The organism is Hydrogenophaga sp. IBVHS1 (genome assembly GCF_002127265.1).
Classification (GTDB): domain Bacteria; phylum Pseudomonadota; class Gammaproteobacteria; order Burkholderiales; family Burkholderiaceae_C; genus Hydrogenophaga.
The window spans coordinates 1,003,235-1,016,545 of sequence record NZ_NFUU01000001.1 but is presented as its reverse complement, the minus strand read 5'-3'; the positions used below and the strand labels follow the sequence as shown (position 1 = coordinate 1,016,545).

The 13,311-nt window shown below is 64.7% G+C and carries 10 protein-coding genes; 5 read left to right on the top strand and 5 right to left on the bottom strand.

Annotated features, from left to right (window positions below):
• Positions 1 to 20 precede the first annotated feature (20 nt).
• The 3 genes from CAP37_RS04945 to CAP37_RS04935 are packed head-to-tail and all read right to left on the bottom strand — an operon-like array spanning position 21 to position 2,644.
• Positions 21 to 347 (bottom strand): helix-turn-helix transcriptional regulator, encoded by a 327-nt coding sequence (locus CAP37_RS04945; protein WP_086123153.1) that lies wholly within the window; start codon positions 345 to 347, stop codon positions 21 to 23.
• Entirely contained in the window at positions 340 to 1,599 is a 1,260-nt protein-coding gene (gene arsJ, locus CAP37_RS04940; RefSeq protein ID WP_086123152.1) for an organoarsenical effux MFS transporter ArsJ, read from the bottom strand. The genes CAP37_RS04945 and arsJ overlap by 8 nt, the downstream gene beginning before the upstream one ends.
• Position 1,600: 1 nt before the next feature.
• A complete protein-coding gene (locus CAP37_RS04935) occupies positions 1,601 to 2,644 on the bottom strand; it encodes an ArsJ-associated glyceraldehyde-3-phosphate dehydrogenase (protein ID WP_086123151.1) in 1,044 nt (347 codons plus the stop codon).
• A gap of 82 nt (positions 2,645 to 2,726) precedes the next feature.
• Between CAP37_RS04935 and arsA the strand changes: the two genes are divergently transcribed.
• Complete coding sequence (gene arsA, locus CAP37_RS04930; RefSeq protein ID WP_086123150.1) at positions 2,727 to 4,517, top strand: arsenical pump-driving ATPase; 1,791 nt, start codon at positions 2,727 to 2,729, stop codon at positions 4,515 to 4,517.
• 111 nt (positions 4,518 to 4,628) lie between these two features.
• Entirely contained in the window at positions 4,629 to 6,782 is a 2,154-nt protein-coding gene (locus tag CAP37_RS04925) for a PhoX family phosphatase (protein WP_086123149.1), read from the top strand.
• A gap of 3 nt (positions 6,783 to 6,785) precedes the next feature.
• On the opposite strand, the gene CAP37_RS04920 is transcribed toward CAP37_RS04925, so the two are convergent.
• Complete coding sequence (locus CAP37_RS04920) at positions 6,786 to 9,227, bottom strand: UvrD-helicase domain-containing protein (RefSeq protein ID WP_086123148.1); 2,442 nt, start codon at positions 9,225 to 9,227, stop codon at positions 6,786 to 6,788.
• Between the two features lie 74 nt (positions 9,228 to 9,301).
• Here CAP37_RS04920 and CAP37_RS04915 point away from each other — a divergent pair, with 74 nt between their 5' ends.
• Positions 9,302 to 10,315, top strand: coding sequence for a hypothetical protein (locus CAP37_RS04915; protein WP_143435883.1), 1,014 nt, complete (start codon positions 9,302 to 9,304; stop codon positions 10,313 to 10,315).
• Between the two features lie 193 nt (positions 10,316 to 10,508).
• Positions 10,509 to 11,486 (top strand): GMP reductase, encoded by a 978-nt coding sequence (locus CAP37_RS04910; protein WP_086124819.1) that lies wholly within the window; start codon positions 10,509 to 10,511, stop codon positions 11,484 to 11,486.
• Between the two features lie 14 nt (positions 11,487 to 11,500).
• On the opposite strand, the gene CAP37_RS04905 is transcribed toward CAP37_RS04910, so the two are convergent.
• Complete coding sequence (locus CAP37_RS04905; protein ID WP_256926873.1) at positions 11,501 to 12,385, bottom strand: alpha/beta hydrolase; 885 nt, start codon at positions 12,383 to 12,385, stop codon at positions 11,501 to 11,503.
• Between the two features lie 93 nt (positions 12,386 to 12,478).
• On the opposite strand from CAP37_RS04905, the gene CAP37_RS04900 reads away from it, so the two are divergent.
• Positions 12,479 to 13,240: a GntR family transcriptional regulator gene (locus tag CAP37_RS04900; protein ID WP_086123145.1), complete on the top strand. Its 762-nt coding sequence runs from the start codon at positions 12,479 to 12,481 to the stop codon at positions 13,238 to 13,240.
• The last annotated feature ends 71 nt before the right edge of the window (positions 13,241 to 13,311 follow it).

The following is a 13,311-nucleotide window of genomic DNA, read 5'->3' as shown; positions in this document are numbered from 1 at the left end:
ACCTTTCGGTGGGGAGGACGTTAGGGGCAGTCGTTGCACACGACCGTGTTGACTTCGCACGGCTGCCCTTCGCAGCAATGCGCGGTGAGAAAGCCCAGCAGCGTGTTCATCTGTGTGAACTGCGCGCGGTATATCAGGTGGCGGCCATCGCGCTCGCTGGTGGCCAGACCGGCATGCACCAGCTCCTTGAGGTGAAACGAGATGGCGGTGGGCGAGGTGCCCAGTTCCTCGGCCATGTGGCCCGGCAGCACGCCCTTGGGGCCGGCCACCACGAGCATGCGGAAAATGCGCAAACGCGTTTCCTGAGCAAGCGCCCCGAGGGCGCGAACCACCTCAGCTTCATTCATGGAGCAGCTCCTTCCGTGAAATGGAAACTTGCGCCTGTTTCCTGAGAGGCAGGCGCAGCGTGATCAGCCAGCAGGTGATCAGCATCACGGCCGAACCGGTGAGCGCGTAGAGCAGGCCACCCCACTGGTACAGCAGGCCAGAAAGCAGCGTGCCCATGAACCGGCCCAGCGCGTTGGCGGCGTAGTAGAAGCCCACGTCTTCCGCGGCCTTCTCGGAGCCGGCGTACGCGAGGATCAAGTAAGAGTGCACGGAAGAATTGACCGCGAAGGCGAAGCCGAAAAGGCCGAGCCCGCCCACCACCACCCACTCCAGGTTCGGCACCTGCAGGTAGACCGCCACAGCGATGCCGATGGGCACCACCGCCAGCAGCGCAGACCACAGGCGCGCGGCCGGCACCTCGGTGCTCAGGCCATCGGCGCTGCGGCGCACCAGCTGAGGCGCGAGCGCCTGCACCATGCCGTAGCCAATGGTCCAGGCCGCGAGGAAGCCACCGACCATGGTGAAGGTCCAGCCCTGTGAATACAGGAACACCGGCACGCCCACCACGAACCACACATCCCGCGCGCCGAACAGCACCACACGGGCCGCCGCCAGCGCGTTGATGCCGGCGTTCTTGGCAAAGAGTTCTTTCGCCGATTTCGATGCCTTGCTCTTGCCCATCATGGCCGGCAGCGAGCTCACCACGCCCGCCAGCACGAGCGCCAGCAAAGCTGCCATGCACCACAGCGAAGCCTGGAAGCCGATCGCCTCCAGCATCAAGCCACCGAGAAAAAAGCCCACGCCCTTCATGGCATTCTTGCTGCCAGTGAACCACGCCACCCACTTGAACAGCTGGCCCGAACCCTGTTCCTTCGCCTGGGCCGAGGTCACCTTGATCGCCGATTTGCTGGCGGTCTTGGTGAGGTCTTTCGCCACACCGCAGATGCCCTGAGCCAGCACCACCCAGGCCACCGACATGGCCGCCGTCCACGCGGGATTCAGCAGGGAGAGCAGCGTAAAACCAATAATCTGCGTGACCAGCCCCACGGTGAGCATGCGCGTGATGCCGTAGCGCGTGGCCAGCCACCCGCCGATGAGGTTGGCCAGCACGCCCGCCGCTTCGTACAGCAGGAACAGGAACGCCAGCGCGAACGGCGAGTACCCTAGCTTGTAGAAATGCAGCAGCACCAGCATGCGCAGCGCGCCGTCGGTGAGCGTGAAGCCCCAATAGGCGGCGGTGACGATGGCGTAGTTGCGCGCGGCGTGCTGCATGTCAGATGCCCACGTCGTTCATGTGACAGGCCAGATCGACCATGCGGCAGGCATAGCCCATCTCGTTGTCGTACCAGGCGTACACCTTCAGCAGCGTGCCGTCGGTCACCATGGTGGAGAGCGCGTCCACGATGGAGCTGCGTGTGTCTCGCGCGTAATCGACGCTGACCAGCGGGCGGGTTTCGTAACCCAGGATGCCAGCGAGTGAACCTTTGGCGGCCTTCTCAAACAAGCCGTTCACTTCCTCCGCCGTCGTCTCGCGCTTCAGCTCGAACACGCAATCGGTGAGCGAGGCGTTGAGCGCCGGCACGCGCACCGCGTGGCCGTTGAGCTTGCCCTTGAGCTCGGGGTAAATGAGCGCGATGGCGGTGGCGCTGCCCGTGGTGGTGGGCGCCAGGCTCATCAGGGCACTGCGAGCGCGGCGCAGATCCTTGTGGGGCGCATCGACCACCAGGTTGGTGTTGGTGGGGTTGTGCAGCGTGGTGATCTGACCGTGGCGAATGCCGATGACCTCGTGCACCACCTGCACCACCGGCGCCAGGCAATTGGTGGTGCACGACGCGGCGGTGACGATGCGGTCCCGCGCCGGGTCGTACTGCGTGTGGTTCACACCCACCACGATGTTCAGCACCCCGCCCACCTTCACCGGTGCGGCCACGATCACGCGCCTCGCGCCCCGGTCCAGGTGGCCCTGAAGCGTCTCTGGTGTGAGGAACTTGCCGGTGCACTCCAGCACCACGTCCACGCCCAGGTCACCCCAGGGAATCTCGGCCGCCGTGCCATGCGCGCTGAACGACATGCGCGTCCCGTCGACGCGGATCGCGTCATCGCCTTCGGCGGCGATGTCTGCCCGCCACTTGCCCTGCACACTGTCGAAGGCCAGCAGGTGCGCGGTGGCCGCCGCCCCGCCCTTGATTTCGTTGAGGTGAACCACCTCCAGTCGGTTACCCGCGCGCGGGTCGTCGTCTTGCCGCTCGGCGGCGCCCAGTGCGGCGCGAAGCGCCAGCCGTCCGATGCGGCCCATGCCGTTGATGCCCACTTTCATGGTGTTGCTCCGGGTGCTACATTATTTCAATAATTGTTGAATTATTTCATGGCTTTGTGACAAGCCCAAGACAGGGATCGATATGGAAGCTGGATTTTTGCTGCAGCCCACCCGGCATCTTTTCTTCACAGGCAAAGGCGGCGTCGGCAAGACGTCCCTCTCCACGGCGGCGGCCCTGAGCCTGGCGGACAGGGGCAAGAAGGTGTTGCTCGTCAGCACCGATGCCGCGTCGAACCTCGACGAAATGTTGGGCATCGAACTTCGCAACACCCCCGTGCCTGTACCCGGCGCGCCTGGCCTGTCGGTGCTGAACATCGACCCCGATACCGCGGCAGAGTCCTATCGCCAGCGGGTGCTGGGACAAATGAACGCGGAGAGCAGTGAAGAAGAGCGATCCAACGTGCGCGAGCAGTTGTCTGGCGCGTGCACCACGGAAATCGCCTCCTTCGATGAGTTTTCTTCCCTGCTGTCCGATGGCGCAGAACACTACGACCACATCGTCTTCGACACGGCACCCACCGGTCACACCCTGCGTCTGCTCAGCCTTCCGAAAGCCTGGACCGGGTTTCTGCAAGGCAACGACCGAGGCGCTTCCTGTTTAGGCCCGCATTCCGGACTGAAGATGCAGGAGCTTCGGTTCAAGGCAGCGCTCGAAGCCCTGAGCGATCCCGCACGGACCACGGTGATTCTGGTGACACGCCCGGACAAGGGGGCCATGGGCGAAGCCGCACGCACGTCGGAAGAACTCCACGGGCTGGGACTGGGCAACCAGCGACTGGCCATCAATGGCGTGTTCCATGCCAGCGATCGCACCGATGCAGTGGCCTGTGCCATCGAAGACCTGGGCAAGCAGGCGCTGGATGAGATGCCCGAGGCCCTGCGCGCATTGCCACAAGACCTCGTGCCCCTTCGACCCTTTGACACGGTCGGCCTGCCGGCTCTGCGGGCCCTGTTGAAACCGGGCACCCATCATCCGGTCACGCCCCATCCGATCGCCGCTGCGGAAAACCCGACACAGGTTCAAGGGCTGGACGCTCTGGCAGACGACCTGGCCGCAGCAGACCACGGACTCGTGATGGTGATGGGCAAGGGCGGTGTCGGCAAGACCACCGTTGCTGCGGCACTGGCACTGGGTCTGGTGCAGCGCGGCAAGACGGTGCACCTGAGCACCACCGATCCCGCCGCCCATCTGTCGGGCACCTTGAGCGGCGATGTGCCGGGTTTGAAGGTGAGCCGGATCGACCCCAAGGTTGAAACGCAGCGCTACATCGACAAGATAATGGCGACCCGCTCGCCCGATCTCGACCCAGCGGAACAGGCCCTGCTGCTGGAGGACCTGCAATCGCCCTGCACAGAAGAGGTGGCTGTCTTCCATGCGTTCTCGCGCATCGTCGGCGAAGGCCGAAGCGCCTTCGTGGTGCTCGACACCGCACCGACGGGCCATTCCATGCTGCTGATGGACGCCACGGGCGCCTACCACCGACAAATGACGCGCGAGTTCGAAGGGCACGGAGCGGCCCGCATCGTCACGCCATTGATGAGGCTTCAGGATGCGAACTACACCAGGATCATCCTGGTCACCTTGCCCGAAGTGACGCCCGTCTCGCAGGCGGCTGCGCTGCAGGACGATCTTCGCCGCGCGAAGATCGAGCCCTATGCCTGGGTGCTCAACAAGAGCGTGCTGGCGGCTGGCACGCACGATCCCTTGTTGTCCGCACGGCTCGCGGGTGAACGCAAGCAGATCGAGCGCATGACCGCCGGCCTGGCCAGGCGGCTGTTCACCCTGCCCTGGCTGACCGTTCCGCCGATCGGGTTCGCGGCTCTCTCCAGGCTGGTCAGCAAGGCGCCCGAAGGGGCGACTTCAGAAAACTGAATCTCGCCAAAAGATCGACTCGAAGGCCCAGACCGGGTGATGTACTGTCACCAGACTTTCACGCAGATTGCACATGATCCGTGGTGATTCATTCACCCAAGGTCATTTGCCATGCCCCACGACACCATCCGCCCCAACGCCCACTTCAACGACGAAGACTCCAACACCAGCCACAACCCCGCGTTCGACAGCGTGCTGCAAACCCGGCTGAGCCGTCGTGGCCTGCTGCGCGGCACCGCAGCTCTCGGTGGTGCGGCTGCCCTGGGTGGCTGCGCCACCACATCGGGCCCGGTGGCTCCGGTCAATGCGCTCGGGTTCACGCCTGTGGCAAAAACCGTGGCCGATCAAGTCACTGTGCCCCCTGGCTACACCGCCCGCGTCATCTACGCCCTGGGTGACTCCCTCACTGCCGCCACGTCGGCCTACAAAAACGACGGCACCGATGCCGACTTCGGTAACCGCGCAGGTGACCACCACGATGGCATCGAATGGTTCGGCCTTGACGCTGCCGGCCAACCCTCGGACAGCTTTGCATCGCGCGGCCTGCTGGCCATGAACCACGAAGCCACCACCGACGAGAAGCTCAGCTCCTTTTTCATTCACGCGAACGGCGGCACGTCCACCCTACCCCGTCCGGCAGCGGAAATCGACAAGGAACTCATGATCCACGGGCTCTCGGTAGTCGAGGTGCAGACCGACGGCAAAGCCTGGGCCACCAAGCCGGGTTCAGCGTTCAACCGACGCGTGACGACCATGACGCCGGTCACCATTCACGGCCCGGCGCGAGGCAGCGAGCACATGGTGACGAAGTACAGCCCCGACGGCACACAAGCACGTGGCACGCTCAACAATTGCGGCACCGGCCGCACCCCCTGGGGCACCTTCATTTCTGGTGAAGAGAACTGGTTCGGCTATTTCTTCCGTGACGCAAAGGACGACGACGCGCGCAAGAAGGACAAGCAGGTGCAAGCCCTCAACCGCTACGGCCGCAGGGCTGGTGCAGCCAGCCGCCACGGATGGGAAAGCGGTGGCAGTGCCGACACCTACACGCGCTGGAACAACAGCGCCGTGGGCGCCAGCGCCAAGGACGATTTCCGCAACGAGATGAACACGTTCGGCTACATCGTCGAAATCGACCCCTACGACAAGACCACCGCGCTGCGCAAGCGCACCGCACTCGGCCGCATGGGCCACGAGAACGCCACCTTTGCGCGCGTGAGCGCCGGCCAGCCTGTGGTGGCCTACATGGGTGACGACGCGCGGGGCGAATACATCTACAAGTTCGTCTCGGCCGCCAAGTGGGATCCGGCCGACGCGAAGCCGACCAACCGCCTGGCCGCTGGCGACAAGTACCTCGACAAGGGCACGCTCTTCGTCGCCCGCTTCAAAGGCGACGGCACGGGCGAGTGGCTGGAGCTGTCGATGAACAACCCGGTGATCGCCGGCAGTTCTTACTTTGAGTTCAAGAGCGATGCCGATGTGGCCGTTTTCACCCGCCTCGCCGCCGACGCAGTGGGTGCCACCCGCATGGACCGACCAGAGTGGGGCGGCATGAACCCAAAGAACGGCGAGGTCTACATCACCCTCACCAACAACAGCGCACGCACATTGGCCACGGTGGACAGCGCCAACCCGCGGGTCTACACCGACCAGAAGGCCGGCAAGGAGCAGAAAGGCAACGTGCACGGCCACATCGTGCGTCTGGCTGAGAAATCGCCGGCCGATGCCGCTTTCCAGTGGGACATCTACCTCTTCGCCTCGGAAGCCGACGCTGACAAAGCCAGCGTAAATCTGTCGAACCTCACCGACGACAACGACCTGTCATCGCCCGATGGCCTGGTGTTCAGCAAGGCCACAGGCATCTGCTGGATCCAGACCGACGACGGTGCCTACACCGACAAGACCAACTGCATGCTGCTGGCCGCCCTGCCCGGCCAGCGCGGCGACGGCGCAAACAAGACGATTGCCTATGGCGACAGGCAGATCACCACGCCCGTGGGCAAGCCGCCAACACCGGCCACGCTGAAGCGCTTCCTGGTCGGCCCCAAGGGCGCAGAGATCACCGGCATCACTGAAACGCCCGACGGCCGAGCGATCTTCGTGAACATCCAGCACGCCGGCGAAAACACAAAGATGGCCGACGTGAACGACGCGACAAAGTTCGAGAGCCAGTGGCCAGCAAACGCGGGCTACGGCGCGGGCAGACGCCCTCGCTCTGCGACCATCGTCATCACGAAGAACGACGGTGGCGTGATCGGGACCTGATGGTCAGGGGATCGGCGTGAGCTTGGCCACGCTCAAGGCCAGCCACTTCGTGCCGTGCCGCGTGAAGTTCACCTGGGCTCGCGCATCGGCACCCGCGCCTTCCACCGCCAGCACCTTGCCCTCGCCGAACTTGTTGTGGAACACGGCGAGGCCGGCATGAATGTCGGTGCCGCGATCGGGCTCGGGAGCGGTTTGCCCCAGGCCCTTCGGGTCGCCCTTGTCGTTGAAGCCCGGCGACCACGAGGGCTGCAGCACCGGTGCCGCGCCGAAGCTGCGCCTGCCGTTCTGCCAGGTGCCCCCACCGCCGCCCCAGGCGGGTTGCGGCGGCGTGAGCCATTTCAAACACGCCTCAGGCAGTTCGTCAAAGAAGCGGCTCTTGAGGTTGTAGCGCGTCTGACCATGGAGCATGCGGGTTTGCGAGTGGCTGAGGTACAGCCGCTTTCTCGCGCGTGTGATCGCCACGTACATCAGGCGGCGCTCTTCTTCCAGGCCATCCCGGTCGCTCATGGAGTTCTCGTGCGGAAACAGACCTTCTTCCATGCCGGTGATGAACACACAATCGAACTCGAGCCCCTTGGCGGCGTGCACCGTCATGAGCTGCACGGCATCCTGCCCGGCCTGGGCCTGGTTGTCGCCAGATTCGAGTGCGGCGTGTGTGAGGAAGGCGGCGAGCGGGCTGAGGGTTTCGCCGGTTTCGGCATCGGGCGCGGGGAGGCCCTCACCCCCGCCCTCTCCCAGAGGGAGAGGGGGCAAGCCAACCCCCGGATCCAGCCCCTGGCTCACCGGGCTCTGGGTCAGTGGCTTGCCCAGCTCATCCACCGGCAAGGCCACCGCATCGCGGCCAAAACCTTCAATGCTCACAAAGCTCTCGGCCGCGTTAACCAGCTCCTCCAGGTTCTCCACCCGGTCCTGGCCTTCGCGCTCGGCGCGGTAGTGCTCCAGAAGCCCGCTGTGCGAAAGCACCAGTTCGATGATTTCCCGCAGCGTGCTGCCTTCGGTCTGCTCGCGCACCACGTCGAGCTTGGCCACGAAGGCGGCAATGGCCACGCCCGCGCGGCCGGTCACCGCGCTCACCGCATCGTGCAAAGAACAGCCGGACGCACGGGCCACGTCTTGCAGTTGTTCGATGCTGCGCGCGCCGATGCCTCGCGGCGGGAAATTCACCACGCGCAGAAAGCTCGTGTCGTCGTTCGGGTTCTCCAGCAGGCGCAGGTAGGCCAGCGCGTGCTTGATTTCAGCGCGCTCGAAGAAGCGCAGGCCGCCGTAGACGCGGTAAGGCATGCCAGCGTTGAACAGCGCCGTTTCCACCACACGGCTCTGCGCGTTGCTGCGGTAGAGCACCGCCATTTCGCTGCGCGGCACGTCTTCGCGCGCGAGCTGCTTCATCTCATCCACCATCCACTGCGCCTCGGCGAAGTCGCTGGTGGCTTCATGCACGCGCACGGGTTCGCCAGCGCCCGCATCGGTGCGCAGGTTCTTGCCCAGGCGGTGGGTGTTGTGGCTGATGAGCTGGTTGGCGGAATCGAGAATGTTGCTGGCGCTGCGGTAGTTCTGCTCCAGCTTGATCTGGTGACGCACGTTGAACTCGCGCACGAAGTCGGCCATGTTGCCCACGCGCGCGCCGCGAAAGGCGTAGATGCTCTGGTCGTCGTCGCCCACGGCAAACACCGCGTTGCCCGCGGGCGGAAGGCCTTGCAGCGGCGGCGCGCTGAACATCTTGATCCACGCGTACTGGAGCCGGTTGGTGTCCTGGAATTCGTCGATCAGGATGTGGCGAAAGCGCCGCTGGTAGTGCTCGCGGATCGGATCGTTGTCGCGCAGCACCTCGTAGCTGCGCAGCATGAGCTCGCCGAAATCCACCACGCCTTCCCGCTGGCATTGCTCTTCGTACAGCCCATACAGCTCGATCTTCTTGCGCGTCTCTTCATCTTTGGCGACCACGTCGCGCGGGCGCTGGCCGTCTTCCTTGCAGCCGCTGATGAAATACTGGATCTGCTTGGGCGGAAAGCGCTCATCGTCCACGTTGAACTGCTTGCAGAGGCGTTTCACCGCAGAGAGCTGGTCTTGCGTGTCCAGAATCTGGAAGGTGGCCGGCAGGTTGGCGATTTTGTGGTGCGCGCGCAGGAAGCGATTGCACAGGCCATGAAAGGTGCCGATCCACATGCCCCGCACGTTCACCGGCAGCATGGCCGAGAGGCGGGTCATCATCTCCTTGGCAGCCTTGTTCGTGAAGGTCACGGCCAGAATGCCGCCGGGGGACACGTGGCCGTTCTGCATCAACCACGCAATGCGCGTCGTCAGCACCCGCGTCTTGCCCGAGCCGGCACCGGCCAGGATCAGCGCATGTTCGGCGGGCAGGGTAACGGCGGCTGCCTGTTCGGCATTGAGGCCCGCCAGCAGCGGAGATGGGAGCAAGTCGGCTTGCAACGGTTCTTCAAAAGGCATGCGCTCGATTGTAGAAAGCCGGCGAGGCGTTGCGAGGCACAATGCGCACTCTGAAGGGACATGAAGAGGCTTTCATGAAGATCCTGCGTGCGCTGGGGTTGTTGCTGCTGTTGGTGTTGATCGGCGTTTTCTTTCTGGCGTGGCCGTCCCTGCGCGACTGGCGGCATGATTTTGTAGCCCCGACCCCTTTGCTGGCCGACGAGACGCCCATGGCGGCCATCTGCCGCATCCGCACCGAATTTCTGGCGTTGCCCAACCCGGTCTACGATGGCTTCAAGCGCCATGAACGGTGGGAGCGCCAGGGCCTGGGGGCGCCCACGCAACGCTTCGGCCCGTTCTGGGAAATCGATCTGGACTGGTCAGCCTGGCGGTTCGCACGGCGCCATTCCCGGCTGGAGCTCGTGGCCGCCCTCGGCCCGTACCTGGGTGACCCGCAACTCGCCCCCAAGGCAGTGGCCGTGCTGGCGGGGCTGCCGCTGGGTTCACGCGAGCGCCTGGAGCAGGTGCAGACCATGTCCATCCTGCTGGCCGAGCCGGAAAAATTCATCCCGGACAGCCTGGCCGCTGCTCCCTGGACCGACCTGCAGCTGAGCTACGCCCAAGGATCGCTGCGCCCCTTGTACGGCATCGAGAACAGCGTGGACCGCCTCCAGGGTGTCGCTCCGACACCCCATCCGGGCACGCTGGAGGGCAGCCTGATCGAAATCCTGCAAGCCAACGACGATTTGAAGGGGGCGCAGTTCGAGACCGTGGACGTTAGCGACACACCGACCTACCCCGACTACGAGTCGCTTTTGCAGAAGCTGCCGCCACCGGCCCCGCTGCCCTCCTTTCAGGCTTTTCTGCAGCGCTGGCCGCGCGAACTCCTCGCCACTGCGTTGTTTCCGCTGGCGCTCGATGCCGGGACCGACCGCGCCGCCACCAGCAACCGCGAGCGCTACATGCGCGTGATGGGCCGTGAAGCCGCCTATTGGCCGCTGCATGCGCAGCGCCTCTTCAACACCGATGCGCAGGCCGCCGCTTATCGGCGCGAGACCAGCGTGTTTGCGCGTTCACTCTGCCAGGGTGCGCAGCCCCGCAGTCTGTAGGGCTTCGACATGCGAAAGTTCGTATGACCCGCATAGGGTCAGGCGCATGTCCTCACTCTGGAGAGCGCGGGTAGAATCAGTCACCGGGCCCAAGATTCTTGCGCCCGGTTTTTTTATGGCCATCGCCATCGAAAACCGGCACAAGCCAAGCGCTCATCTGTTCAACAACAGTCTTCTGGAGCTTGGTTTTCAAATGGAAATTTTCGACTACGACAACGTGCTGCTGTTGCCACGCAAGTGCCGCGTGAACAGCCGCTCCGAATGCGACGCCGGCGTGGAGCTGGGCGGGCGCAAGTTCCGGCTGCCAGTGGTGCCGGCCAACATGAAGACGGTGGTGGACGAGTCCATCTGCACCTGGCTCGCGCGCAACGGCTACTTCTACGTGATGCACCGCTTCGATCTGGACAACGTGAAGTTCGTGCGCGACATGCGCGCGGCCGGTGTGTACGCCTCGATCTCGCTCGGTGTGAAGGCGCCGGACTACGCCACCGTGGACCAGCTTGCGGCCGAAGGCATTGCGCCGGAGTACATCACCATCGACATCGCGCACGGCCACGCCGACAGCGTGAAGGACATGATCGTCTACCTCAAGGAAAAGCTGCCCACCGCCTTCGTGATCGCGGGGAACGTGGCCACGCCCGAAGCGGTGATCGACCTGGAGAACTGGGGCGCGGATGCGACCAAGGTGGGCGTGGGGCCGGGCAAGGTGTGCATCACCAAGCTCAAGACTGGCTTTGGCACCGGTGGCTGGCAGCTTTCAGCGCTCAAGTGGTGCGCGCGCGTGGCCACCAAGCCCATCATTGCCGACGGCGGCATCCGCAGCCACGGCGACATCGCCAAGAGCGTGCGCTTCGGCGCCTCCATGGTGATGATCGGCTCGCTGTTTGCCGGCCACGAGGAATCCCCCGGGCAGACGGTGGAAGTGGACGGCCAGCGCTTCAAGGAGTACTACGGCTCGGCCAGCGACTTCAACAAAGGCGAGTACCGCCACGTGGAAGGCAAGCGCATTCTGGAACCCATCAAGGGCACACTTTCCGACACGCTGGTGGAAATGGAGCAGGACGTGCAGAGCTCCATCAGCTATGGCGGCGGCACCCGGCTCATGGACATTCGCAAGGTGAACTACGTGATTCTGGGTGGCGACAACGCCGGCGAACACCTGCTGATGTAGCCCGGGCCGTCCCGTCAGATCTCGAGCAGTTCCCGCGTGAGCAGGTGCAGCCGGTGCCCCGGCTGCGCGAGCGCTTCCACAATGCTGAAGTGGTTGAGCCCCGGGAGCGCTTCGCACACCGGCACCACCTGGGAGCCCCAGGCCTGCTGGATCAGCCGGTTCTGGCGCAGGAATTCGCTGCTTTCATCGGCGCCGGCCACTGCGTACAGCTGCCCCCGGCCTTCGGCCAGCGGTGCTGCCGGCAACCGCGCCGGACTGGCCTTTTTCACCTGCGCCGGCGTGAGGCGCAACGATTCCTGCACGAAGGGCGTGTGCATCACCGGCTCCAGATCGTGCAGCCCGGAAATGGACATGGCGTTCTTCACCAGCGAGGCGGGAAGATCGTCGCCCACCCTTGTCCATTCGCAAGCCCGCATCATCGCGGCCAGGTGACCACCGGCGGAATGGCCGGCCACGGTGATGCGGTTCGGGTCGCCCCCGTGAGCGGCGATGTGCCGATGCACCCAGGCCAGCGCCTGCACCATCTGCAAGGTGATGTCGGGAATGGTGACGGCGGGGCACAGCGCGTAATTGGGCAACACCACGCAGGCGCCTGCCTGCACGAAGGGGGGTGCGATGAAGGAATGGTCGGCCTTGTCCAGACTGCGCCACCAGCCACCGTGAATGAACACCAGCACCGGCGCCAGCGGGGTGCCAGGGTTGCGCGCGGTGGGAAAAATATCCAGGGTTTCGCCAGCACCCATGCCGTAGCTCACATCCAGCAACGCACGGCCATCCTGGCGGGCCTGGGCCGAATCGCGCGCCCAGCGCTCGAAATGGGTGGCATGGTCAGGCACCCGGGCGCGGTTGTTGTACTCGCGGTCCAGCCAGGCAGCGTCGTAGCGGGTCGAGGTGGTCATGGAGGCGCATTGTGTCATGGGGTTTTTGCCCTGTACCTCTGTTCGCAGCCCAGCCAAACGTGTATTCTGTATACAGAGTTCCAAATTCACACCATGCCCGCCCAACTGCTCAAGCTCGACCCCTCGCCGGACCTGGCCGACCAGGTCTACCGGGTGTTGCTGGATGCGATCAGCGCAGGCGCGCTCAAGCCGGGGCAACGGATCACGCAGGAAGAACTGGCCGAGCAGCTGGCCGTGTCGCGCCAGCCGGTGATGCAGGCGCTGCGGTTGCTGAAGAAGGACGGGTTCGTGCAGGACGCACCCATCACCCACGGCCCGGCCGGCCGCTGCCGGGGCTTGCAGGTAACACCCATCGACGCCAGCTGGATCGCGCAGGTGTACGAAGTGCGCGGCGCGCTCGATTCACTGGCTGTGCGACTGGCGGCGCAACGGCGCACGGCCCTCGATCCGGCGCTCATCACCGAGGGGCGCGAGGCCGTGAACCGCGGCGACATCAAGGCCATGATCGATGCCGATCTGGCCTTCCACACCGCGCTCTACCGCGCCGCCCAGAACCCATTGATCGAGCAAAGCGCGCTGCTGCACTGGCACCACATCCGCCGTGCCATGGGCGAGGCACTTCAGTCGGCCATGTTGCGCGAGCCGGTGTGGGACGAACACGAGGCCATCGCCAATGCGGTGGCCAGCGGCGATGTGACTCTGGCCGATGAACTGATGCGCGCGCACAGCGACAAGGCCAGCTCCACCCTGGGCGCCGAAATGATCGAGAAGGCCCGGCTACACAGCGCCGAATTGCCCGGGACGGCAAGAACCGCTCGCACCACCCGACAACTCCGTGGTCGTCATTTGCTCTAGCATTTGACCCACTTCTGCGCGGTTTCCGGGCTTGCCCGGAAACCGCCTTTTTTTGTCTGCCAACGGAACAC